Origin of the sequence: Halobacillus halophilus DSM 2266, assembly GCF_000284515.1 — a bacterium.
GTDB lineage: Bacteria > Bacillota > Bacilli > Bacillales > Halobacillaceae > Halobacillus > Halobacillus halophilus.
Genome location: NC_017668.1, coordinates 2,349,555 through 2,372,784, shown reverse-complemented (window position 1 = coordinate 2,372,784; position 23,230 = coordinate 2,349,555). Strand labels below are relative to the sequence as shown.

Here is a 23,230-nt window from a genome sequence, read left to right as displayed (position 1 = left end):
ACCAGATTATAGAATAGGGATGCATTTGCATAAAAGGGGAGATGATCACATAAATTATTTCAATAAGACAGGAATAAGAATATGGATTGGAAGGGAGACCTTCTTATGAAATACGATTGCATCATTATCGGTGGGGGGATTGCAGGCCTTCAAGCCTCCATCCAGTTGGGACGTTATAAAAGGTCTGTGTTACTGATAGATGCTGAGGATGGAAGGTCTTCATTGTGTAGGAAGTACAGTAATATTCTAGGATTTCCTAATGGGATAAGTGGACAAGAACTCCGTAAAGCCGGCCGACAGCATGCTGAAAACCTGGGAGTATCGATACGCAAAGACAGGGTAAAGGATGTGCATAAGAATGGTAGAGAATTTACGGTATATACGGTCGGAGGAGGAATGTTCAGCGGAAGAAACCTTCTTCTTGCTACCGGTTTAAAAGACCATATCCCTTCCATTCCAGGAATTAAACCCTGTCTTGGACTTTCGGTTTACGTCTGCCCGGATTGTGATGGTTATGAGATTATGAACCAGAGGACGGCAGTAATTGGCTCAGGAAACGCAGGAGCTTCTATGGCTATAAGTCTTTTGTATTGGAGTAGGGATATTATATTTATTAACCATGAGCTTGAGGACATTTCCCTTGAGTGGACGCAGCGTTTAGCAGCTGAGAATATTGAAGTGAAAACAGCTAAAGTAAAGGAATTGCATGAGACAAAGGGAAGTTTGAACCGTATAGAAATGAAAGATGGTAAGAGTCTCCAAGTGAAGAAAGCTTTCTTGGCTTTTGGAGGGAACCAAGTACGAACAGAACTGGCCGTAAAGCTTGGAGCTGAAGTCAATGAAAACCAACATCTTATCATTGATCCCAGGACAAAAATGACAAGTGTAGCTAATTTGTGGGCGTCAGGCGATGTAGCTGCTCACTCAGAACTAGTAACGGCTGCCATGGGAGAAGGTTCCCTCGCTGCTATATGGATCCATAAGGAGTTACTGAAGTAATAGGAGATGGACGTAGAAGGCTCTCTTTATTCCTTGCCAAAGATGTTCAATAGTCTTAATCCGTCACAACCTGTCTGACGTCACCGGGATTAAACGAAGTAAGGAGACGAGCGTCAGAGCATCTTCTTTCCAGATTATCATCTACCTAATAATAAAAATTTACAAAGGCCCTCAAAACTAAATGTTTTGCAGGCCTTTGCTTCTTTATTCTGTCATTAACTCAATAAAATTATCAAGTGGTTGCAGGGATTTCAAGTTCTCGTTACAACGATCGCTATCCTTACATATATAATTACCACGGCTGATTGGGTTTTCTGATGTCTTTTGCTTAATGGAGGTGGTAAACATTCCAACTTCTTCGTGTTCCTTACAAATTGCGCAAATGCCACTCTGCTTAGAAGGCTTGAAGTTCCCTTGAATCCCCAGTAAATCACCGTTCTTATAGGTTGCAATATATTTTCGGTTAGCTCCTGAGTCATTCCATCCTAAGTAAGATAGAGTACTCCATTCAATATTTTCTAACGAAGGAACTTTAAGTTTTTTTACTTTAGGAAATAATCGTTTAATGGTTTTCTCATTAAGCGGGGGGAATGTAAAGACATGCTGTTTTAAGCGAGAGAGGAAAAAAATAGCGTCTGTTTCGTCTTTAACATCCTGAACTTGTTCAATAATTTCTTTTTGATCATTTGATAAATCTGAGAATAAATCCACGACTTTTTCTCTAGTCATAGATTTTAAGGCTTGTGTGACAGACTGATCAATCGTGGATGTGTGCGTACTTAGCAGAGTTGTTATCTGGTCCTTGATGAAATTATACTGATCCGCTCTGATGAATGATTCCATATTTATACCTCCATGATGGTTGATATAAAAAAACGTATATGAAATATTGGGGGAGTTTTGTGATATCCTTAGCTATTATTTTACAAAATAAATGAAAAGCTATACAAGTTTAAAGGCTTTTGAAGTAAGATAGTTAATCCAGGAAATTAACGAATAATTACCTGTTCGGGTTAAGGTTTATTTCTTAATTTCTGTATTCAAATCATCGATTAATAGTATTTACAAATATATAGAAGCACGATTAGGGGAAATGGGGTAAATCCTGTAGGCTGATCGTACACAGAAGAGTGAGGAATAAGCTTAGATCATAAATGTGAAAAATGAAATGAAAAGAATGGATCGTCTAAACGAGGATAGAGGTTTGAAGTTATGTAAGTGGAAGATGAAGGATTAAAAAAATTAGGACTGGAGTCGAGGTGGTTATTTTAATCTTTGATTGATGCGATCCAATCCTTCAATTTTTGCTTTCTCAGTACTCAGTTCTTTTCTCAGTAACACATTTTCAGCAGTCATACCTGCTAAAATCGAAATTCCTACAAGGGTACGTAACACTTCGGGATCAGGAACTAAGTAGGTAACAGCAAATATAGAAGCAGCTGCTCCAATCAGGAAATCGGCTAGAAAACCTAAATATAGTCCCTGCGGTCTTATTCTTTTTTTGGGAAAGACCAATACTTTGCCATTTCTCATCAAATGAGCGATTACACCAGTCAGACCTCCAATTAAACCGGCGATCAATAGTGTATTAGCCACATTCACTCCCCCTAAATTTATAGTCAAAAAAAAGCGGCTTTGCGAAGATATTTAGAAACATAAGCTAATATGCACTAATCATCGACCAAAGATTCCGCCTTATAAACAAGCCTTATTATCCCCAAATATCCATCAATATTATAATGAACACTATGGGAACAGTATACAACTAATTTGTCAGAAAATAAAGACTTTTTTGGATATTTTTTACTTTACCTAGTAATTTATGGGGCTGATTTTATTAATAAGATCATGTATTTCCTTTTCATAATAAAGTACCTCTTTTTTTGTCGACGCCTCCATCATTTTTTTGAGCATATATTCATACTTTTCCAGATCTTTTGATTCCATATGGTCTAATCGAGTTCTTTCATCCGTATGCATTGTATCTAGAAATTGCTGGATATCTGTGAAATAATAACGTACTTCTTCAGGAGAAGAGGCATTCTTTAATAAAGATAGCATGTGGTCGAATTGTCTTTTCTGGCTTTCACTCATTTGAAACAATAGTCAGGGCCTCCTTTGCTATTCTTCAGTCATATTCACTTATTACCACTAACCTGATTCTTTCACACGATTACTGTTAAATTTATGTAGAAAATTCTTCTTATTGTAAGGCGTATTATAATAGTATGCCTGGGCAGGATAAAATTTCATTATAAACCTGTTCGATCCATTGACGGAAGTAAGTTTGAACAATATGAAAAGAACCTGGAAGGTCTTATATGTTATCCTTCAGGTTTTTCCTTGGTATTAAAGCTTCCATTCATGGGTTGCAGAATCCAGTACAAATACTTGGAAAAATAGATTGGAAGCTTCCACTAATTTCCCGTCTATTGTGAGTGTAGCGCGTATAATTACCATTCGCTCGTTTGATTTAAAAGGAATAATAGATTGGGGTGTCAGGATCCATTCCATTTCTTGATCTTTAAAGTACTCAAATGTTTGAGTCCAGCCTTCTACCGAACCTTCATAACCGTAGTCATTAGCTTTACCTTGACGGATTTCTCGACCGATTAAATCTTTAGATATAACAGCTCTCATATCTTCGGAATTTAACTGCTTCCAATTACGAAGATATTATCCAGGAACGAATAAAAATCAGTATTATCTTGTGTATACAATGAATAACACTCTCCCTTTTAATAGTCATAATTATTAAAACATTCACTGGATAAATTTTCAAACGAACAAGGAACCTGAATAATTCAAAGAAAATCATCATCATAAGCACATGAGGGAAATCTTAAGAAGTTGGTATGTGCTCCTTGTTGATCATCTTCAATTGAACTAGCTCCAAATTATATGTAAGACTCATTATCAAAATATTATATGGAAAAGAGGCTCAACATACAGGGGGTTAATGGAGCTTTAATAAAAAAAGAGCAGGCCGAATGCCTGCTCATAAATCCAACTTTCAATGGGATGAATGACTTAAGTTCGTTTTAAGTAAGTTGTTTTTTTAGAATAAGGAAAAGCCCTGCGCCAGCAGATACGATCAAACCTGCCAACATCATTAGCGGATTATTAGAGGACGTGTCAGGTAGTTCGCCACCCTCTTCTCCTTGCTCTGCGGAAGCTTCTTTATCTGATTCAGAAGAGGTATCTTCATCTGAACTATTTGATTCTGAACCATCTTCTTTATCAGCTACGAAGGAATCCCACTCACTCTGAGATACTTCACAAGGTAAGTTATCATTGTCTCTGTCCAGGTCATGAGGGTCATTATTTTCGTCATAACCATTTTCATACCAGAAGGCCATGACTTCTTCATGATTTTCGAAACTGTCACAGTCTTTATCGTTGCTTACTGCAGACTCGGAAGATTCGCTCGTTTCTTCTGAGTTTGATTCTTGCTCTTCAGAAGCTTCCCAGTCTTCAGTAAGGTTTTCACAAGGTTGTCCATCTGAATCATTGTCTAAACGATCAGGGTCGTTTTCAGCAGAAAAGTTATTGTCATTCCAGTACTGCATTACTTCGTCACCGGTCGAGAAATCTCCACAGTCTTTATCTTCATCAGCGCTGACAGCTGAGGCACCTCCTGCTACCATCCCAAGGGAGAGCAGACCAACAGCAAACATTTTCTTTAGCATCAAATTCCTCCTATAATTAGTAATCCATCCCAATGGCATAAATCTAGTAAAACATGGAAATGAGACCTTTTACAAGTGAAATTTGTAATTTTTAATAAATATTTTGAATATTTAGTCATTTTTCGTTAAAGTCAATGTATTAGTTGATTTCTATTTGAAAGGAGAATGGACGTGTAATGTGGTATAAAAATGAGGTGACCCAGACTCTGAATTGTGACTATCCGATAATTCAGGCAGGCATGGCAGGTGGAGTAACTACTCCTGAATTAGTGGCAGCTGTGTCAAATGAGGGAGCAATAGGAACGCTTGGAGCAGGGTACTTGAACCCAGATGAATTAACGGAAAAGATTAAGGCTGTTCAGAATAGAACACAGAAATCATTTGGAGTAAATATGTTCATTCCAGAAACTCCTCGGTATTGTTCTAAGCAAGTAGCCCGATCCCGCCAGCTTCTGAAATCTTATGAACAAGAGTTACATGTTAAACCCGGAAAAATAACAGAAAGGATAGAATCTACTTTTGAGGAACAAATAAATACAATTTTAAAATTAAAAGTTTCTGTCAGCAGTTTTACGTTTGGTGTGCCTGACAAAGAATTGGTAAAAGAATTACATAAGAATGGAGTGAAGGTAATAGGAACAGCAACCACAGTTGAAGAAGCTGTGATTAATGAGCAAGCTGGAGTTGATATTGTCACTGCTCAGGGAAGTGAAGCTGGTGGTCACCGAGGTACGTTCCACAGTTCATACGAGCAAGGAATGATAGGAACAATGTCTTTGGTCCCTCAAATCGTTGATGAAGTCGGTCTTCCTGTTTTAGCAGCTGGAGGAATTATGGATGGAAGGGGAATAAGCGCTTCTATTATGCTGGGAGCTCAAGGTGTGCAAATGGGCACAGCTTTTGTTACAAGTTTGGAAAGTGGGGCAAAAGAGCAGCATAAGCAAGCTATTTTGCAGGCAAAAGAATGCGATACGACTATAACTTCAGTATTTAGTGGGAAGCCTGCCAGAGGTATAGAAAATGATTTTATTAAACAAATGACGCCTTATCAAAATGAATTGCCAGATTACCCTATACAAAATGAACTGACTAAGAATTTAAGAAAAGAAGCGGCTAAAAGGAATAAGCCGGAATGGATGTCCCTGTGGTCAGGGCAAAGTCCACGCCTGAGCGGAAATAAGCACGTTTCTGAGATCATAAAGGAATTAATTGATGGAGCGGAGATGATCTATAGCAGTAGAGCCCATAAATCGTAGTTTTCATAGCGATTAAATGAAGAAAGTTCATTCATATATTCTCATTCGATGATCAGCTACGCCCCCTCCTTCACTGACCTCAACCACATTCTGAATAACCCGCCTGTAAATGTGAGCCGGGCTATCCAAGATGAAGGGAGGAGATTGTACTCTCATATGTTAGAAGCGTTTGACATCTGGCTTTTGCGCTGTAAAGACTTCGAAGAATCCTGAACGATAATGACAGACGCGATTACAAGAACAATCCCAAAGTATTGCCACCCATTAAGTTGTTCATTGAAGATTAAATACCCTGTCAGCGAAGCTACTACAGGTTCTACAGTAGCAATTATGGAAGCTCGGCTGGATTCGACATTTTCCAAACCTTTGGTATAAAAAAGGAAGGGAAGCATAGTTGAGAGGAATCCAAGTCCTAGTACGATAAGTAAAGTCAAATCGTTAAATAGATGAGTTATCTTCCATATCTGACTAAATGGTACGGCTGCAAGAGAAGCAAATAAAAAAGTGTAAACGGTAACGGTCAGCGAGTTATATTTTACAAGAGCGTACTTACCTAAAATACTGTAAAGAGCATAGAATAGTCCTGCTCCTAAACCAAGGATAAGTCCATATAAAGATATGGAACCTTCCACCTTTGGAAACAATCCGATTACAAGCGTACAACCTGTGAAAGTCATACATAAGGCTGCTAACTTCCTGGGCGTAAATGGTTCATTCATGAGGAATTTTGAAAAAATAGTTACAAAAATAGGTGCTGTGTAAAGAAGGACAAAAGCAATTGAGATGGAGGTCTCTTCCATAGCACTAAATAGACACCAATTGAATAATACAATACTTATAATGCCTGTACCCATAAAATAACGGCTGTCTAAAGGTTTTATCTTTAGATAACGCAGGTTTTTGCAAGTGTATATATAAGCAGGAATAAAAAAGCAGTGGATACCCTTATGGCTACAACTTGAAAAGGAGTAAAACCCATCTTATAGAGGTAGGTTACAAAGATACCGATGACGCCCCATAAAGCAGCAGCTATGAAAATTAAGATTAAAGATAATTGACGGTTCATAATCTCCCTCACTCTTCTTAAGTTTTCAGTCTATTATACAAAAAAGGAAGAGTGAGAGAAGCATAATTTAAGGATAATTTAACGACCGAGCTCCTCCAGCCTGTAAATGGCCCGCTTAACCTTGTTATTGTCAGAAATCCCCATTAGATGAATAGACTCATTTGGTGCAGTAGAATATGAACTAATTGTGTCAACTATTTCCTCTGATACCACGTCTACGCCAAGATCCGATAAATGAATAGGCAAGTTCATTTCTTTGTAATAGGAAAGTAGCGTTTGTACTTCATTTTCCCTTTTCTCCAACAATAGTTGGATTAGGATGCCATAAGCTACTTTATCACCGTGCAAGTATTGGTGGGTTTCATTCACTTTCGTTAATCCATTATGTATAGAATGGGCCCCTGCGATTCTACCTAACCGATCTCCAAATCCACCGACCATTCCTGCTGAAAGTATTATGGTTTCTACCACCCGCGTAAGCACAGGATCTGTTTTAGTTTGTCTCAAGTATCCCAATGCTTCATTTCCGTCCTCAATAAGCACATCCCGACACAGCTTTGCTGCATGAAGCGCTATATCAAGAGGGATAGGTTTAGTAGGTAGATTGCGGGTTAACACATCAGCTTCATACCATTTTGCTATAGTGTCCCCAATACCTGCCCGCAAAAAATCAACAGGAGAATGAACAAGTAAAGCAGGGTCCACGATAAGCATCAATGTACTTTTTTGAAAAATTGTATATTCTATAAAATTACCAGCCTCATCATAAAAAACACTGAGTGATGTCCAGCCCGCACAATTGGATGCCAGAGTTGGTATCAGTATAACGGGGAGGTTTAATTCATTTCCACAGGCTTTGCAAAGGTCTAAAACCTTCCCTCCACCAACCCCAAAGATGACGTCCGAACCACTGATTTCTTTACAAAGACGATCAACCTCTGCATGTGTACACTCGCCCCGATATTTCTTATAAATAAGGTCAACGTTTAAATCAGGAAAGAAAGGTTCCGCAGCTTCCCACGATTGTTCTCCAGAAATGACTGCTCCTTCTTCGAAGGTATGCTCTTCAATGAACTTGGGGAGACGTCCTAAAACCCCAGGTTCACAACAGTAAAATGTTGGTGCGCCTTGTACATGAATCGATTCCATACATTCACCTCAATGTTTGAATATTGTTATTCATTATCATCGGAGGACTTAGAATTGTCAATATTACGAATAGTCCTTATAGTATTACATTCAATTACACGCTGTTTGAGGACGAAATCACTTGTAAAATATTCACTTTGACAAACTAAATCGTTAAACATATAATTGTCGTTAAATTCTAAAAATATAGTCATCTTATCGTGAGTGATTGAGGGACAGGCCCGTTGATATCACAGCAACCTTCCTAAAGGGAGTGGTGCTAATTCCTTCAGAATGTACTTCTGGAAGATAAGAGTTTTCATTTACTAATATTTAAATGGAACTCTCTTCCAAAGGTGAAGAGTTTTTTTTATGGTGTGTTAATCAGAAATGGTGTTCTTTTATAAGATAGTCCACGTAATGCGTGTATTTATAATTAGAACTTGAATATAGAGTGATTTTTTAAAATGGGGTGATAACGTTGATTACAATTGAGCGCTTAAACAAAGTATTTGAATCCAAATCACAAAGTGTGGTGGGAGTAGATAATGTCTCCTTAACTATTAACCAAGGAGAGATATTTGGTGTAGTTGGATACAGCGGAGCGGGAAAAAGTACCTTACTTCGCTGTATGAATATTCTTGAACGTCCCACCTCAGGAAAAGTTTATGTAGATGGAACAGACTTACTGGCTTTGCCACCGAAGAGATTGCGCACGGCAAGACAGTCTATAGGTATGATTTTTCAAGGGTTCCATTTGGCAATGTCTAAAACGGTGGAAGACAATGTTGCTTTTGCATTAAAAGCCGCAGGAGTATCACGACAAAAAAGAAAAGAAAGAACTTTGGAACTGTTAGATTTGGTAGGTTTATCTGATAAATCCGACCAATACCCTGCTCAATTAAGCGGCGGGCAAAAGCAGCGCGTAAGTATAGCCAGATCTCTCGCTAACAACCCCAAAGTATTGTTATGTGACGAAGCAACTTCAGCTTTAGATCCGAATACGACAAAGTCCATACTGAAATTACTGAAAAGGATTAACAATGAACTTGGTTTAACCATTGTTTTGATTACACATGAAATGGAGGTAGTAAAGGAAATCTGCGATCGTTGTGCTGTGATGGAAGAAGGAAGAATAATAGAGCAGGACAAAACCTATAATTTATTTGCTTCACCAGAAAATGCGCTTACAAAGAAATTTATTAAAACAGTAATGGATTTTGAAATTCCCAACGAATTGTACGAGCAGTGCAGAGGCACAATCGTGCAAATGAAATTTGCAGGGAAAAAAGCAGAAGAATCCATCGTTTCCGATTTATTGAAAGAATTTAAGATTAGAGGCAATATACTCCATGGAAAAATTGACTATATTCAAAAAAAAGCACTGGGCATATTTGTAATGGAATTAGAAGGAGAACCGGAAGAAATCAGAAAAGCTCTTGAGAGCTTAGAACAAAACCTTGAGGAAGTGGAGGTGCTTCAAAGTGATCGAACAGTTCATCGAGTTGCTGCCGGAACTGAATAAATCGTTTTTAGAAACTTTAATTATGGTAGGGATAGGGCTTTTGGTAGCGTTAATTGTTGGTCTTCCATTAGGAATTCTTCTATTTGTTACCGATAGAGACCTTTTCTTAGAAAATAGATGGCTTAAGAGTATCTTGGGCGTTGTAGTTAACTTGGTAAGATCGGTTCCATTTATTATTTTACTTGTCTTTTTACTTCCATTTACAAACTTCTTACTTGGAACAACTACCGGTCCTGTCTCTGCTTCGGTCTCTCTATCAGTTGCTGCCATTCCTTTTTATGCTCGTATAGTGGAGTCAGCAGCCCGAGATATAGATCGAGGGGTCATTGAAGCAGCAATAGCTTGCGGAGCATCTCCATGGTTGATTATAAAAGATATCATCTTCCCGGAGATTAAACCGGGATTGATAAGCGGTTTAACTATTACGGCTATTAGTTTAATTGGATATTCCGCTATGGCAGGTGCAATCGGTGGTGGGGGAATAGGAGATTTAGCCATCCGTTACGGATATTACCGATATGATGATTTTGTAATGTTTACGACAGTCATTTTATTAGTGGTAATGGTTCAAGTAATTCAATATGCAGGAGACTTTATTTCAAAATCAGTAAAGAAAAGTTAGAGTAAATTATTGGAGGTATGAAATTATGAAAAAAGTAATGATGGGGATAGGTTTTATTTTAATAGGCTTCCTGCTTGCAGCTTGTGGGGGTAGTGAAGAGGAAAATGCGGATGCATCTGGAAAGGATACCATACGGTTTGGTGCTACATCAGGTCCATATAGTGATATGGTTACCGAAGCAATAGCTCCTTTGCTCGAGGAAAAGGGTTATAAAGTGACAAATAAAGAATTTACTGATTATGTACAACCGAACAAGGCTTTAGCCAACGGAGATTTAGACGCTAATCTATTTCAACATAAAATATTTTTGGACTCATTTAAAGAGGAACATGACCTTGAACTCTCCGAAGTTATTATTGTGCCAACAGCACCAATGGGTCTTTATTCCAATAAATATGAAGATGTTCAAAGTATTGAAGAAGGAAGTACGTTAGGGGTGCCGAATGATCCCACTAACCTTGCCAGAACACTAATAGTTTTAGAAGATGAAGAACTGATTACAATCAGTGAAGATGTGGACCCACTACGCGCTTCTCTAAAGGATATTGAGGAGAACCCTAAGAATTTGGAATTCGTGGAAGTAGAGGCTGGTCAGCTCCCACGCCTGGTAGATAGTGAGGACTTAGCAGCTGTACCAGGAAACTATGCTCTGGCTGCAGAGATGGATCTGACAAATGCTCTAGCGTTAGAGGATATGCCGGACGATTACCGAAACAGAGTAGCTGTTAAAACAGAAGATTTAGAAAAACCTTTTGTAAAGGACATGAAAGAGGTCATTCAATCCGAGGAATTTGAGAAGATTATTGATGAGAAATTCAAAGGTTTTGGTAAGCCTGCATGGATGAAAGAAAAATAAATATTCCCGCTCCTAAACTATAAATAAGGGTAGATATCATTAAAGCCTTCCGCTTAAATAAGCGGAAGGCTTTTCTATATTGAAATTCGAATAGATTCTCTTGAATAAATAGAGTTAAAAAGGGTTAGTAGCCCACTGCAGTGATGTCTTAATGAAGATACGAGGGTGTAGTTTGAGCTGAGCAACCATATATTCTGCCAGGTCTTCCGGCTGCATATATTTCTCTTTATCCTGCTCACTCAATTCTTCCCCGAAGGAAAGCTCAGTAGCTACCAGGCTGGGATTAAGTGTAAATACACGAATGTTATTTCTCCTAACTTCCTGCATAAGAGCTTCTGTCATTCCTTGTAAAGCGAATTTAGAAGCGCTGTAGGCTGTGGATCCGGCTGTCCCTTTAAGTCCACTGCTTGAAGAAATGTTAATGATATCTCCCTGGTCCTTCTCAATCATTTGAGGTAAGACGGTTCGGGTTACGTGATAGGTTCCAAATAGGTTGACTTCGAGGGTGTGCTTCCACTCTTCTGGTTCGATTTCAAGAAACGATCCATAGGTTCCAATCCCTGCGTTATTAATAAGAATATCCGCATTCCCGAGGGAAGATTGTAAGCTTGACACAGCTTGTTCTACTTGCTTTATATCCGCAATATCAACGGTAGCTATGCTTGCCTTTACTCCGTAGCCTTCAGCCTCCTTAGCTACTTCTAATAACTTACTTTCCGTACGTGCCATAAGTCCAACGTTTACTCCTTCACGAGCAAGCTGAATAGCAGTAGCGCGGCCGATTCCTTGGCCGGCACCGGTAATGTAAGCAATTTTGCCTTCAATAGATTGTCCCATATTTAATCATCCTTTCTTAGTATCTTTCTTTTTAAGGTTACCTCTATGAAAATGAAGATTCAAAGATAAGTGATTATACAAAAGAGTACAGTTCATTATAATTTACAATAACAATATTATGTAAATTGAATTAAATAGAGAATAAATAATGGATAATATCTCCTGCTTAACTAGTTAAATCCTTTACAAACGATCCAATACATGATAGTTTTAATTGTGGTTAAAAGGGATAGCACTTTTATCTGCAAATAATTAAATCTCAAAATGATATAACACAATTAATAAATTAATTGGTGGGAATAAGCTAGACTAATAGAGCTAGACATAAGCCAAAAAAGAACTTTAATATAAGTTCTTTTTTGGCTTTTTTTAATGGGAAAAAATGGAGGTTTTTAAATGAAGCACTTGAATAATTCTCTTCAGCAACAATCATTTCATGTTTTAACGTGCATTCATTTAGTTAAAAAAAGTAAGGAAGCTTACGAGCACGCAAAAGAAATAGTGGAATCGGGTTCTCCAATTTCAGAGGAAATATGTAAAGCATGTGCTGCAATTTGTAGAGATTCTGCTAAGAAGCTTAATGCTGCTAAAGACGGATCAATGGATAAAATGATTGAATTGTGTCTGGTAAATGCCACTTTATGCGAAGAAATGATTAGTATAGTTAAGAGTGATACGTAAAAAGCGATCTCAGCTGTATTTAAGCAGAAAAAGAGCCCCCGTAAGTTCCTCATTGGAATGGGGGCTCTCCTGCTTTTAACTATTTAACTTTCTTCCAGTAAGCTCCTTCTTTACTGGAGCGTAGAGGAGGAAATGTTTCTCCGCTTTCAAGTTTCACTTGTTTTTCATCTTCTGTAGGATTGCTTTGTTTACGGCCGTCCGTAAGTCCATCAAATTCGTATGTTCCATTTTCTGGTACGTTTTCGCCTGTCTTGTAACGATCTGCCATGTAAAATAGCTCCTTTAAAAATGATTTTAATTTGTTGTTCACCTTTCTATTTCCAAATTTTCCATTTAATAAACATTTAATTACAGGAATTTTATATTCTTATATAATAATAGATCTTTATAATAGTGGCTGAATCTCAGCCCTGCCAGGCAGGAGAACGCATTGAAATGCCGAAAAATCATTAAAATTTTAACGTATATATTGGGGATTTTAATGGCTTTTAAATCTTGGCTGATTAAGAGCTTTATAAATTTCGCAAAGACGATACCTGGAAGAAAGTTTATTATACAAAAAAAGTGGGGTAATATCATATTGTGTAATTTAGCAGCATGATTATCTAGCTATAATTAATTATTAGAAATAAGGAATGAGAGTATTGGAAAAAAAATCGTTAAATTCAGAAATAGCAGGTTATATAGGAAAGCTACTTCGAGATAACTTTGGTAAAGGACCCACATCTGTATATGTATCTATTAAAAAACCATTCATTTCAATTTACCTAAAAGATTTTTTAGCTCCCATCGAACGATTACTGGTAGGGCAGAAAAATTATCAAAAAGTTGAAGAAACCCGTGATTTAATGTTTGAAGAGCTAATCCCTGAGATAAAGGCAACATTGAGAGTATCAGCGGACCTACATATAAAGAACTTTTATTATGATTGGTCCCTGGAAAATAAAACTGGCGTTTTGCTTGGAGTTATGGACAATAGTGAAAGCAACGATGAGCATTTTTATCCTGAATTTCCTAATAAGGAAATATTGGAAGAAGAGATGATTAAGGTCAGTGAAATAGCACAAAAGGCGCCAGATCTCCTTAACTCCATGTACTTAAATAATCGAACTCTGGTTATGGAACGTAAAGGGATTTTGACAGAGCTTGAAAAAGAACTAATTCGCGAGGGTAATAAAGAACAATTATTGTTAAGTAAAAGACAGCTTGAAAAAAGATTGCTGGATATTAAGGTGTTTGAGTCCATATTAGGTGTAGGCATTAAAGACGTCTTTGTGGATTGGGATTTTTATTTGGATATTAGTTATCTGATATTTATTGTTAAACCAAAATGATTATCATAAACAAATCAGTTATTCTTTATTATGGTACAGATCAATCGTCCACAATTGCGTGGGCGTTTTTTAGTTGGATAAAAATTTAAATATGCAGGAAATGTAAAAAAAGTGTCTCTAATTAGTAATGATAGATTAGCATAAACAAATTGTCCGATGACCATACTTTTAACACATATATGCAAGCGATAACAAAAGTTGAAGGAGAGGATACCTATACGGCTGGGTGTTGCTCTAAGTGCTATCATCGCTCCGTTTGTCATTCTTGTGCTTTTTCAAATGCCTGCAAAAAATGAATGCTAATTAGTGATTCCATTGTAATAATAGAAGAGACTGTTCTATCCAAAGGTGCTGTTCTTTCTTTACACGTGTTTAGAGGCGCAGCAGGGAATGGGATCGGTCTCATAAAGTAGGTTGCCGCGGGTGCAGTGGTTCGGCTATCAGGTAAAGAGGGAGATAGTATCTGTAAAACTATTGGCCCTGCGGTACTTTATGGACTATTTACAGAAGTGGATGCTTTACTATTCAGGTCAATTTTTTAAGACGTTTATCGCTCTGCTTTCCCTGTCAACGAAATTACAGTAAAATGAAATAGAATTGTGATAGGAAGCTGGAGGAAATATTGTGGATTATAAACCTATAAGATCAAAGAAAATATACGAGCAAGTAGCGGATTCATTGTTGGAATCATTGAAGAATGGGGAATTAAATCCTGGAGATAAGCTTGACAGTGTAGAACACTTGGCGAAGAGTTTTAGTGTCGGTCGCTCTGCGGTAAGGGAAGCTTTAAGTGCGCTTCGAGCCATGGGGATCTTAGAAATGCGCCAGGGAGAGGGCACGTTCATAAAATCTTTTGAAGCTTCACGCTTTTCTTTGCCAACTTCAGCCGCTTTTCTAATGAGAACAGAGGATATGAAAGAACTGTTAGAAGTACGACAGATTCTAGAAGTTGGAGCTGCCGGTTCAGCTGCACTACACCGTGAAACGGAAGACTTAAAACCCATGGAGGAAGCTCTAATTGCAATGGCGGAAGCTAATGGAAATGGAGAACTTGGAGAACAAGCGGATCTTGATTTTCATATGGCCATGGTAAGAGCTACTCATAATGAAATGTTAATTCAATTAATGAATAGTGTTTCCGAAATCATGGTGCAGGCTATGAGGGAAACACGTAAACTTCTGCATTCGAAAGAAAGAACTGAAAAGCTTTTGCAGGAGCACCGTCGCATCTTTCAAGCCATTAAAGACGGCTCGGAACCTCAAGCACGTGAAGAAATGATGATCCATTTAAGAAATGTAGAAAAATCAGTTTCGCATATATTAAGGAAATAAGAGATAGTATGGGTTCAACATAAAAGTGCATTCCGAAAAAGATAAAGGCAAACCAGTTTCTTCTTGTGTTAGATTCCTCAAAGGCCCAAGTAACAGCACAGGTATTAAAATAAACTTAATCGTAGATGTTCAAGGGCCAGTAAAGGCAACATATAGCTTAGTAGAAGATCTCTAAAGCGGTGTGGTATAGCAGGTATATCCGCACCGCTTTTTTCTGCAGTGTTGAAAAAATTGGAAAAAACCTATTATATAGGGATAAGAGCTTTATTACATTTTGTTCGATTAAATTTCTGTGTTGATGTTAAAGAAAAGCTCCTGATCTTGGAAGAATCAGTTAAACTCGAGGTAATGGTTTACGATGAAGGTCTTCTGGGGCACGATTTAAATTCCCCGGTTCTGCGTCCTTCTGGAAAACAGGAAGGCGAGTTATTTCCCCACTAACCCTACTTATTCTATGGAAACGGACCAGAACATTTCGAAACTGATTCATCAACAACCCGTTACGGTAGTGAACCAATCTACTTAAAAAGAATTCACTACAACGATTAATAAATAGACTAGGAAATAGTAAACCTGATATGTATGAGAGCTTGGGTGAAGTTATCAATTAAATGGTAAGGGGAGATAAGGAATGAATCCAATTTTAATGGATGTTCGTACCGAAATTGAAACAGAAAGATTAATCTTAAAAATGCCAGTCCCAGGCGACGGGGCTGTAGTTAATAAAGCAATACAAGAATCACGAGAAGAACTACGGCCTTGGCTTGGCTTTGTCCAGGAAGTTCCAACTCCCGAGGATACAGAAGTAAACACTCGCGAAGCACATGCAAAATTTCTTACACGGGAAAATCTAAGATATCTTATTTTCTTACGAGAAAATGGAGAATTTGTAGGATCTACAGGTTTTCATAATATTAATTGGGAAATTCCTAAGCTTGAAATAGGATATTGGATCGATACCATAAAAAGTGGAAAGGGTTACATGAGAGAAGCCGTTGCAGCATTGACTAAATATGCATTTCAGGATTTAGAATGTGTGAGAGTAGAGATCCGTTGTGAATCTGGAAATCTTAAAAGCCGTTCGATTCCAGAAAGATTGGGTTATGATTTAGAAGGAATACTGCGAAATGAAGATTTATCGGTAGATGGGCAAAGACTCACTGATACATATATTTATGCCAAGGTGACAGAGTAAGATTCATCGCTATACTTTTATGGAATGGGGGAGAATTAATATAAATGGAAGATATTATCATTATAGGGGCTGGGGTAAGCAGTATATTTTTTGCTCACAAACTGGTTCAGGAGAATAATAACTTGTCGATACGGATTATAGATAAAGGAAAACCACTCATGGAGAGAAAGTGCGGATTGGATGAAGGTTTATCATGCACTTGTGGTGAGGATTGCAATAAATACATAGGGTATGCAGGCCTCGGGAAATCAGAAGGGAAATTTAATTATACAAATGATTTTGGAGGAGATTTGGGACGTAAGATAGGGGAAGAAAGAACCCTGGAGTTAATGAAAGAAGTAGACCGCACACTTCAAAGGTTTGGTGCAGAAAGTGTAGGGTTATACAGCACAAAAAATGAATTACTTGCAGCTAAAGCTGAAAAACTTGGTTTAGAAGTATTATCTGCACAAGTGAGACATTTGGGAACTCAAGTAGCTGTGGAGGTTTTCCAAGAACTCTACGAGACAATGAAAAAACACATTCACTTTACATTTGAAACAAATGTTATATCGGTTCAATCAAAAGCTCATAGTTTTTTGATAGAAACAGACAAAGGGAATTTTCATAGTAAACAACTAGTTATAGGAACAGGAAAAAGCGGAGGTAAGTGGCTAGAGAAGCAAATGAAAGACCTTGGTCTTAAAACTGGTGAAACTAGACTGGATCTGGGTTTAAGGATAGAGATGAAAGAAGACCAGCTGGACTCTATTTTAAAGGAAACATTTGAGACGAAGCTAAGATGTCGAGGGGAAGGATATGAAGCCACGACGTACTGTATGAACCCCCGCGGACGTATTATTCGTAAGTATCAGAACGGTCTCGTAATGCCTGATGGGCAAAATAAAAATGAAGAAAAGACCGAAAGTGGTAATTTAAATTTTACTCTATTTGTCCCCCGCTACCTCTCATCTTATGACAAGGCTATGCAGACAGCCCAATGTATAATAGGAGGAATTAATCAAGATAATGAACGAATTATTACCCAACGCCTAGGTGATTTTTATGCTAATCGTCCTTCTTCCGAGCTTTCATCTAACTTAATCAGACCCAGCCTTGAAGCAGAGGCGGGGAATTTAGTAGATGAAATACCTGGTTTATATCTCCGTGCAGTACTGGAATTTATGGAGAAATTGGAGAACCTTATTGAAAAACCAATCCATCCGGATACTTTGGTTTATGGAATGGATGCTAAATTCTATGAACCACAAATTAATACTACGAAAGATTTCGAAACTGAAATAGAAGGTTTATTTTTAATTGGCGATTGTTCAGGTGTCACACACTCTTTATCTCAAGCGGCTGCCAGTGGGCTTTACGTAGCAGATAGGATACTGCAAAAGAATAAAGGCCTTGGTCCATCATCTAATATAACGAGGTTAAGCTGGTGATTTATTTAGTAATTTAGACTGATTAATCATTTAAAGATCTAAGAATTCTAATGAAAAAAATGTTTTATTTTGGAAATGGTGGGTAAAGAGTAGTGGGTACGAAATGATAGGGAAAAGGTCTGAACTGCATCATCTTTGTTTTAGTACATACATAAGTCAGGAAATACCCTATGATGGATGCCTAATACAATTTAGGAGTGTTTGGATGTTTAAGAAGTTAGCCAGTTTGACCGCAGTTTTACTAGTAGTGATGGTACCGCTTCAGGTCGCAGCCGAGGAGATGAGTGCAGAGGAACTATTAAAGAAATCTAATGAGGCTATGATGGAGCTGGATAGTTACACGGTACGTTCCATAACGGAGCAGAAAATGCCAATGCAGGGCACGGAACAGGTTATTTCTACAGAATCCGAGGCTGACATAACATTGGATCCATTTGCGATGCACCAGAAGGTTAAAACCTCATTACCGGAAAGTGAAAAACAACTGGAACTTGAATCATACTGGACAGAAGAAGGTTTTTATCAGCAGAATCCTGAAGGGGATTGGGTTAAATTTGAAGATAATTTTCCAATGAGTCAATCCGACATTCAGGAATTGATGACGGCTCAATCTCAGGTTTCCCAGGCTTCAGAATTTGCAAAGGAAATGAAAGTTGAGGAGGCAGAAGGATCCTATGTAGTAAGTTATGAAGGTGACGGAGAAAAACTTCTGAAAGCTTCTCAACAACTTTTTCAAAACAGCATGGATGACAAAGAGATGGCGAAGATGATGGAAGAAATGATGAAACAAATGACTATTAACAATATTTCTTATCAATTAACAATTGATAAAGAAACTCATTATATGACTGGAATGATGATGAATCTTGACATGGATATGGAAATGGAAGATATGTCAACTAATATGGTACAAACTTTTGATATGTCTATCGATAATTTCAATGGAGTTGGAACCATTACCATTCCAGACCAAGTGGTGGACAACGCTAAGTCATTTGAAGAAACCCTTCCTGAAGGCGGTGAACTGCCAGATACTTCAAGTAATGACCCTGGTTTGGCTTTAGCTGGAGCGTCTCTCGCAATGATTGCTGGTGGAATTTTTGTTTACAGAAGACAAATGGCGAGTCGTGCCTAGTGTATGAGAGAGAAAAGCCGCATGTGTACATGCGGCTTTTCTTCCTTTATTATGGTATGAAAAGGAAATAATAGAGGTGAAATCGTGAATAAAGTTTTAGTAGCAATCATGTTATTCGGAGTCTTAATGGCTGGCTTTTATGGATACCAATGGTGGGACGGAACCAAAGCAGCTGAAAAAGTTCCTATGGAAGAAACCGAAGATTGGAGCAAACCTGATAATAAATCAGTAAGTAAAGAAGCCGGTAAACCCTCCTCAACAATAAATAATGTGGAAACACAGATAACCCAAAAAAGTAAGTCTCCTGATCCAGTCACTATGAGTGAAGAAATTAGCAAATACGAGAAAGGAGAAAATGTGGGAAGAGTAGTTATTCCGAGTATCGAAATGGGGTACGACACATTTTGGGGAGCTGATCCAGAAGTCTTAAAACAAGGAGTAGGTATGTATGTAAGTGAATGGACAACGACTCCTGAGGAAAAAAGACATACTGTACTTAGTGGCCATCGAGAGACCGTATTTACTGAATTGGGAGACGTAAAGAAAGACGACTCTATTTTTGTAGAATATGATGGAAAAAGGTATGAGTATAAGGTTGAAAAAATGTGGGTGACTGATGCTGATGACCGAAGCGTAATTGTGGAAAAAGACGAAGCTACTTTGACTCTATCCACTTGTTATCCGCTGGACTTTATAGGAGATGCGCCTGACCGATATATCATTCAGTCAAAATTGATAAATGTAAATGATATAGTCGAGTAAGCTGTTCAAAGGTGGAAACCTAATTTACTATTCATTATAAGGAGGGATACTTTGAGTGAAAGAAAAAGTATGCCTATATATATGGCTGCATTGCCCCTGTTCATCATGATTGTAGCAATGGGATTTACAATTATAAAGTATGAAGGAGCTCCTCATATCCCCTTATTATTAGGAGCTTTTTCAGCGTCCATTGTAGCTTTGTTTTATGGATATTCTTGGAACGAAATAGAAAGTAGTTTTTACTCTGGTATACATAAGGCACTGCCTGCCATTGTTATATTGCTTTTAGTTGGTTTAATTATTGGTTCATGGATCGGAGGCGGAATCGTAGGGAGTTTAATTTTTTATGGACTCAAGCTCATTTCACCTGGTTATTTTCTTATTTCCATTATGCTTCTTTGTACAGTGGTTGCTTTATCAATTGGCAGTTCCTGGTCCACCATGGCTACGATTGGGGTAGCGGGTATGGGAATAGGAATCAGCATGGGCATTTCTGAACCTATGATTGCGGGGGCTATCATCTCGGGCGCGTATATGGGGGATAAAATGTCTCCTCTTTCCGATACCACAAATCTAGCTTCAGGGATAGCAGATGTTCCTTTATTCGAACATATTAAACATTTGCTTTATACTACACTCCCAGCCTACGTGATAGCTGCAGTTATTTTTGGGATAGTAGGGCAGAGGTTTTCGGTAACAGGATATGAAAGCGAGCAAATATCCTTAATTATGGAGAACCTACAATCTCAATTCATTATTTCTCCATGGCTCTTGTTAGTTCCGGTAGTTGTAATTGTATTGGTACTTTTAAAGATACCTGCATTGCCTGCTCTTAGTGTAGGTGTTGTGCTGGGATTTTTATGTCAAGTTCTTATTCAGGGAGATGCAGTAGGAACTGGGGTGTTATCACTATATGATGGATACCAATTGAATACTGAAAATGAGCTGATGAATAATTTATTGAACCAGGGTGGACTTAGCAGTATGATGTACACCATTTCTCTGACCATTGTAGCTATGATTTTCGGAGGAGTTATTGAAGGTACTGGAATGATGAAGAAGATGATGGATGGAATCATCCACTTGGTACGCTCTACGCGCGCGTTGGTTCCTGCCACTATTTTAACTTCTATTGGTACGAACATCACGATGGCTGAACAATATATTTCGATTATAGTTCCAGCACGCATGTACGCAGATACTTATAATCAGAAAAACCTCCATAGAAAGAACTTATCGCGTGCAGTAGAGGATGGTGGGACTGTTACAAGCGTACTGGTTCCTTGGAATACTGGAGGTATATTTGTAGCCGGAACTCTTGGGGTAGAAACCCTTTCCTATCTTCCTTATGCTTTTTTTAATTTAGCAACCCCTGTGATATCTATTTTATTGGCGTTGACAGGGTTTAGCATAGTTAAAGCTGGACTGGAAGAAAAGAGTTCTTCAAAGATGAATAGAAATATCGGGTGAAAACACTTGAATCGTCTAGTAGAAAAGATGCAGAAAGACATTTGAGGGATTAAAGATCCACGTACCTAAAGTTTATTCATAAGGCTTGTTAAACTTCAGTGTTGATTTTAAGGTTAAGCTCCCGTTTGTTGAAGACTTGATTTCGAGATATTTGTTGAGTGAAAGGTCCTCCGGGGGGACGATTTCGCTTTCCGGCCCTGCACGACGCAGGGTCGTTCGACGTTGCCACAGGACGTGGCGATCTTAGTCGAACATCCTTTGTGCTGAGCCTCCTCAGGCTATGAACTGACCCCTTAAAATTGGACACATTCATTAAAATTATCACGCCGATTCTTGAAAGCGGGCTCGATAGGAAATGGGGCTTATTCTGAGCTTCGATTTGATGCGTTTATGATTATAATAATGGATATATTCCTCTAATTCTTGTTTGAAATGGGCCACACTTTCAAATTCTCTTAAATAAAGGAATTCCGATTTCATGATACCGAAAAAGTTCTCCATAACGGCGTTATCATGACAATTCCCTTTTCTGGACATGCTTTGGGTAACTTGATGGTCTTTCAATTTCTTTCGATAGGGAGCCATTTGGTAATGCCATCCCTGGTCGGAGTGCATAACCAGTTCATCCGATGGATGAAGGCGTTCAAATGCTTGGTCTAACATGTTGTTCACCAAGGAATAGGTGGGTCTGGAACCAATTGTGTACGTGATGATTTCTCCATTGAATAGATCTAAGACAGGGGAAAGATAAAGCTTCTCGCCAAATAGCTTGAACTCCGTAATGTCTGTCACCCATTTCTGATTCGGCTGATCCGCCTTGAAATTCCGATTTAAGATGTTTGGAGCCGTTTGACCAACTTTCCCTTTATAAGAACGATATTTCTTCATTTTCACCGTAGACTGAAGCCCCAGTTCTTTCATAAGACGATAGACTTTTTTATGGTTCACTTCATGACCTAGATTACGAAGCTCATTTTCAATGCGGCGATAGCCGTAGCGACCTTTATGTTCTTTAAAAATGGAGGTGATAAGCTCCTTTAATGGTCGGTCCGTTTTTGGCTCGAGTTGCTTTTCTTTCCAATGGTAATAGGTACTTCTAGGGATATCAGCTATTTCCGTCAGCTGTTTAACTGGAAAATGAAACCTTAACTCATCGATTACTTGCGCTTGTTCTTCTTTCGAGATGCTTTCTTTTTTTGAGCTAAGGTCTCTAACTTTTTTAAGTATTCATTTTCCATCCGTAAGCGTTCATTCTCTTTCTTTAAGGCTTCATAAGAATCCATTGAATCTTCTTTCTTCTTATGAGACGTCATCTGTGTTGGCCCCTTCCTTGTAGATTCAAGGGCTTCTTTTCCGCCTTCCAGCCACTTCTTACGCCATCGGCGTACCATGGAGAAATCGGGGATGTGAAACATAGCGGAAGCTTCTCGAATCGAATATTCTTCTTCCTCTATACGTTGAATTACTTTCAGTTTAAAGGCAGCTGAATAGTTTGTATAGGGGAAGTCGAAGGCTTCACTACCATGATATTCGGATAATTTCACCCAATAACGGATGGAAGAACTATCCACTCCAAACTCTTTTTCTAAGTCACGGAAACTGACATTTTCCGTGAGATAACGTTGGACGATCAGGTACTTTTCTTGAGAAGTAAGTTTAGACATATGTTGGGTCCCTCCTAAGTTTCATAAGGTGTCCAACATTTGGGGGTCATTACAGCTAAAGCCTTCCGGGGTCTCACCGATCATGTTTATCCCACAGGAGTCTACATCTTCCCCCTCCGGACCTAGCCAGATCAGAAACTCGAAACCATTTAAGACATCAACGGGTTCATGAGAAAATAGCATGTGCTCATATAGCTGTTCTTATGCTATAACGATGTAAAAAAGCCTGTCATAAAAGCATTTAGGACC

The 23,230-nt window shown here is 38.3% G+C and carries 25 protein-coding genes and 1 riboswitch; of the genes, 14 read left to right on the top strand and 11 right to left on the bottom strand.

The features are described 5' to 3' along the window. Positions 1–105: 105 nt before the first annotated feature. Entirely contained in the window at positions 106–999 is an 894-nt protein-coding gene (locus HBHAL_RS11695) for an NAD(P)/FAD-dependent oxidoreductase (RefSeq protein WP_014643631.1), read from the top strand. 204 nt (positions 1,000–1,203) lie between these two features. On the opposite strand, the gene HBHAL_RS11690 is transcribed toward HBHAL_RS11695, so the two are convergent. From HBHAL_RS11690 to HBHAL_RS20585, 5 genes are all read right to left on the bottom strand, one after another. Continuing rightward, entirely contained in the window at positions 1,204–1,842 is a 639-nt protein-coding gene (locus HBHAL_RS11690; RefSeq protein ID WP_014643630.1) for a FusB/FusC family EF-G-binding protein, read from the bottom strand. A gap of 420 nt (positions 1,843–2,262) precedes the next feature. Next, positions 2,263–2,595: a DUF4257 domain-containing protein gene (locus tag HBHAL_RS11685; RefSeq protein WP_014643629.1), complete on the bottom strand. Its 333-nt coding sequence runs from the start codon at positions 2,593–2,595 to the stop codon at positions 2,263–2,265. Between the two features lie 216 nt (positions 2,596–2,811). Further along, the gene (locus HBHAL_RS11680) at positions 2,812–3,102 is read right to left on the bottom strand and encodes a hypothetical protein (RefSeq protein WP_014643628.1); all 291 of its coding nucleotides are present in this window, start codon (positions 3,100–3,102) and stop codon (positions 2,812–2,814) included. Positions 3,103–3,348: 246 nt separating this feature from the next. Continuing rightward, positions 3,349–3,639, bottom strand: coding sequence for a hypothetical protein (locus tag HBHAL_RS11675; protein ID WP_014643626.1), 291 nt, complete (start codon positions 3,637–3,639; stop codon positions 3,349–3,351). 401 nt (positions 3,640–4,040) lie between these two features. Then, positions 4,041–4,688 (bottom strand): LPXTG cell wall anchor domain-containing protein, encoded by a 648-nt coding sequence (locus tag HBHAL_RS20585; RefSeq protein WP_014643625.1) that lies wholly within the window; start codon positions 4,686–4,688, stop codon positions 4,041–4,043. A gap of 176 nt (positions 4,689–4,864) precedes the next feature. Here HBHAL_RS20585 and HBHAL_RS11665 point away from each other — a divergent pair, with 176 nt between their 5' ends. Further along, the gene (locus tag HBHAL_RS11665) at positions 4,865–5,944 is read left to right on the top strand and encodes an NAD(P)H-dependent flavin oxidoreductase (protein ID WP_014643624.1); all 1,080 of its coding nucleotides are present in this window, start codon (positions 4,865–4,867) and stop codon (positions 5,942–5,944) included. Between the two features lie 152 nt (positions 5,945–6,096). On the opposite strand, the gene HBHAL_RS11660 is transcribed toward HBHAL_RS11665, so the two are convergent. The 3 genes from HBHAL_RS11660 to HBHAL_RS11655 form a co-directional block, all read right to left on the bottom strand. Further along, positions 6,097–6,798: a DMT family transporter gene (locus HBHAL_RS11660; protein WP_014643623.1), complete on the bottom strand. Its 702-nt coding sequence runs from the start codon at positions 6,796–6,798 to the stop codon at positions 6,097–6,099. Between the two features lie 29 nt (positions 6,799–6,827). Further along, entirely contained in the window at positions 6,828–7,010 is a 183-nt protein-coding gene (locus HBHAL_RS22025) for a hypothetical protein (protein ID WP_014643622.1), read from the bottom strand. Between the two features lie 78 nt (positions 7,011–7,088). Further along, entirely contained in the window at positions 7,089–8,159 is a 1,071-nt protein-coding gene (locus HBHAL_RS11655) for an iron-containing alcohol dehydrogenase family protein (protein ID WP_014643621.1), read from the bottom strand. Positions 8,160–8,351: 192 nt separating this feature from the next. Beyond that, positions 8,352–8,454, top strand: a riboswitch (SAM riboswitch). Positions 8,455–8,619: 165 nt separating this feature from the next. Between HBHAL_RS11655 and HBHAL_RS11650 the strand changes: the two genes are divergently transcribed. Genes HBHAL_RS11650 through HBHAL_RS11640 form a run of 3 tightly spaced genes read left to right on the top strand, consistent with a single transcriptional unit; the run spans position 8,620 to position 11,141 of the window. Continuing rightward, positions 8,620–9,663 (top strand): methionine ABC transporter ATP-binding protein, encoded by a 1,044-nt coding sequence (locus tag HBHAL_RS11650; protein WP_014643620.1) that lies wholly within the window; start codon positions 8,620–8,622, stop codon positions 9,661–9,663. Next, positions 9,623–10,285, top strand: coding sequence for a methionine ABC transporter permease (locus tag HBHAL_RS11645; RefSeq protein ID WP_014643619.1), 663 nt, complete (start codon positions 9,623–9,625; stop codon positions 10,283–10,285). Before HBHAL_RS11650 ends, HBHAL_RS11645 begins: the two co-directional genes overlap by 41 nt. Before the next feature lie 25 nt (positions 10,286–10,310). Next, a complete protein-coding gene (locus HBHAL_RS11640) occupies positions 10,311–11,141 on the top strand; it encodes a MetQ/NlpA family ABC transporter substrate-binding protein (protein WP_014643618.1) in 831 nt (276 codons plus the stop codon). Positions 11,142–11,255: 114 nt separating this feature from the next. On the opposite strand, the gene HBHAL_RS11635 is transcribed toward HBHAL_RS11640, so the two are convergent. Beyond that, positions 11,256–11,978, bottom strand: coding sequence for a 3-ketoacyl-ACP reductase (locus tag HBHAL_RS11635; RefSeq protein ID WP_014643617.1), 723 nt, complete (start codon positions 11,976–11,978; stop codon positions 11,256–11,258). 396 nt (positions 11,979–12,374) lie between these two features. Here HBHAL_RS11635 and HBHAL_RS11630 point away from each other — a divergent pair, with 396 nt between their 5' ends. Beyond that, entirely contained in the window at positions 12,375–12,659 is a 285-nt protein-coding gene (locus HBHAL_RS11630; RefSeq protein ID WP_014643616.1) for a hypothetical protein, read from the top strand. A 79-nt stretch (positions 12,660–12,738) separates the two neighbouring features. Here the strand turns inward: HBHAL_RS11630 and HBHAL_RS11625 are convergent, their stop codons facing one another. Continuing rightward, on the bottom strand, positions 12,739–12,927 hold the full coding sequence (locus HBHAL_RS11625) for a YjzC family protein (RefSeq protein WP_014643615.1): 189 nt from the start codon (positions 12,925–12,927) through the stop codon (positions 12,739–12,741). Positions 12,928–13,294: 367 nt separating this feature from the next. Here HBHAL_RS11625 and HBHAL_RS11620 point away from each other — a divergent pair, with 367 nt between their 5' ends. From HBHAL_RS11620 to nhaC, 8 genes are all read left to right on the top strand, one after another. Further along, entirely contained in the window at positions 13,295–13,993 is a 699-nt protein-coding gene (locus tag HBHAL_RS11620) for a DUF2294 domain-containing protein (protein WP_223254198.1), read from the top strand. 624 nt (positions 13,994–14,617) lie between these two features. Further along, positions 14,618–15,325 carry a FadR/GntR family transcriptional regulator gene (locus HBHAL_RS11615; protein ID WP_014643613.1) on the top strand — a complete coding sequence of 236 codons (708 nt, stop codon included), beginning with the start codon at positions 14,618–14,620 and terminating at the stop codon, positions 15,323–15,325. 222 nt (positions 15,326–15,547) lie between these two features. Continuing rightward, positions 15,548–15,766: a hypothetical protein gene (locus HBHAL_RS21500; RefSeq protein WP_041601345.1), complete on the top strand. Its 219-nt coding sequence runs from the start codon at positions 15,548–15,550 to the stop codon at positions 15,764–15,766. A gap of 190 nt (positions 15,767–15,956) precedes the next feature. Further along, entirely contained in the window at positions 15,957–16,520 is a 564-nt protein-coding gene (locus HBHAL_RS11605; protein WP_014643611.1) for a GNAT family N-acetyltransferase, read from the top strand. 44 nt (positions 16,521–16,564) lie between these two features. After that, positions 16,565–17,950 carry an NAD(P)/FAD-dependent oxidoreductase gene (locus HBHAL_RS11600; protein ID WP_014643610.1) on the top strand — a complete coding sequence of 462 codons (1,386 nt, stop codon included), beginning with the start codon at positions 16,565–16,567 and terminating at the stop codon, positions 17,948–17,950. 205 nt (positions 17,951–18,155) lie between these two features. Next, positions 18,156–19,085 carry a DUF6612 family protein gene (locus HBHAL_RS11595; protein ID WP_041601344.1) on the top strand — a complete coding sequence of 310 codons (930 nt, stop codon included), beginning with the start codon at positions 18,156–18,158 and terminating at the stop codon, positions 19,083–19,085. Between the two features lie 84 nt (positions 19,086–19,169). After that, entirely contained in the window at positions 19,170–19,847 is a 678-nt protein-coding gene (locus tag HBHAL_RS11590) for a class D sortase (protein WP_014643608.1), read from the top strand. A gap of 69 nt (positions 19,848–19,916) precedes the next feature. Continuing rightward, positions 19,917–21,317 carry a Na+/H+ antiporter NhaC gene (gene nhaC, locus HBHAL_RS11585; protein WP_087946128.1) on the top strand — a complete coding sequence of 467 codons (1,401 nt, stop codon included), beginning with the start codon at positions 19,917–19,919 and terminating at the stop codon, positions 21,315–21,317. Between the two features lie 321 nt (positions 21,318–21,638). Here the strand turns inward: nhaC and HBHAL_RS20890 are convergent. Continuing rightward, a protein-coding gene (locus tag HBHAL_RS20890; RefSeq protein ID WP_087946061.1) for an IS3-like element ISHaha3 family transposase occupies positions 21,639–22,981 on the bottom strand; the annotation gives its coding sequence in 2 pieces (ribosomal slippage) (positions 21,639–22,540 and positions 22,540–22,981; 1,344 coding nt in all). Positions 22,982–23,230: the final 249 nt, after the last annotated feature.

What these genes read in the sequence shown, in the direction of transcription:
- HBHAL_RS11695 (WP_014643631.1), top strand. Translation starts at nt 106, where the DNA reads ATGAAATACGATTGCATCATTATCGGTGGGGGGATTGCAGGCCTTCAA.
- HBHAL_RS11690 (WP_014643630.1), bottom strand. Translation starts at nt 1,842, where the DNA reads ATGGAATCATTCATCAGAGCGGATCAGTATAATTTCATCAAGGACCAG.
- HBHAL_RS11675 (WP_014643626.1), bottom strand. Translation starts at nt 3,639, where the DNA reads ATGAGAGCTGTTATATCTAAAGATTTAATCGGTCGAGAAATCCGTCAA.
- HBHAL_RS20585 (WP_014643625.1), bottom strand. Translation starts at nt 4,688, where the DNA reads ATGCTAAAGAAAATGTTTGCTGTTGGTCTGCTCTCCCTTGGGATGGTA.
- HBHAL_RS11665 (WP_014643624.1), top strand. Translation starts at nt 4,865, where the DNA reads ATGTGGTATAAAAATGAGGTGACCCAGACTCTGAATTGTGACTATCCG.
- HBHAL_RS11660 (WP_014643623.1), bottom strand. Translation starts at nt 6,798, where the DNA reads ATGGGTACAGGCATTATAAGTATTGTATTATTCAATTGGTGTCTATTT.
- HBHAL_RS22025 (WP_014643622.1), bottom strand. Translation starts at nt 7,010, where the DNA reads ATGAACCGTCAATTATCTTTAATCTTAATTTTCATAGCTGCTGCTTTA.
- HBHAL_RS11655 (WP_014643621.1), bottom strand. Translation starts at nt 8,159, where the DNA reads ATGGAATCGATTCATGTACAAGGCGCACCAACATTTTACTGTTGTGAA.
- HBHAL_RS11640 (WP_014643618.1), top strand. Translation starts at nt 10,311, where the DNA reads ATGAAAAAAGTAATGATGGGGATAGGTTTTATTTTAATAGGCTTCCTG.
- HBHAL_RS11635 (WP_014643617.1), bottom strand. Translation starts at nt 11,978, where the DNA reads ATGGGACAATCTATTGAAGGCAAAATTGCTTACATTACCGGTGCCGGC.
- HBHAL_RS11630 (WP_014643616.1), top strand. Translation starts at nt 12,375, where the DNA reads ATGAAGCACTTGAATAATTCTCTTCAGCAACAATCATTTCATGTTTTA.
- HBHAL_RS11625 (WP_014643615.1), bottom strand. Translation starts at nt 12,927, where the DNA reads ATGGCAGATCGTTACAAGACAGGCGAAAACGTACCAGAAAATGGAACA.
- HBHAL_RS11620 (WP_223254198.1), top strand. Translation starts at nt 13,295, where the DNA reads ATGAGAGTATTGGAAAAAAAATCGTTAAATTCAGAAATAGCAGGTTAT.
- HBHAL_RS11605 (WP_014643611.1), top strand. Translation starts at nt 15,957, where the DNA reads ATGAATCCAATTTTAATGGATGTTCGTACCGAAATTGAAACAGAAAGA.
- HBHAL_RS11600 (WP_014643610.1), top strand. Translation starts at nt 16,565, where the DNA reads ATGGAAGATATTATCATTATAGGGGCTGGGGTAAGCAGTATATTTTTT.
- HBHAL_RS11595 (WP_041601344.1), top strand. Translation starts at nt 18,156, where the DNA reads ATGTTTAAGAAGTTAGCCAGTTTGACCGCAGTTTTACTAGTAGTGATG.
- nhaC (WP_087946128.1), top strand. Translation starts at nt 19,917, where the DNA reads ATGCCTATATATATGGCTGCATTGCCCCTGTTCATCATGATTGTAGCA.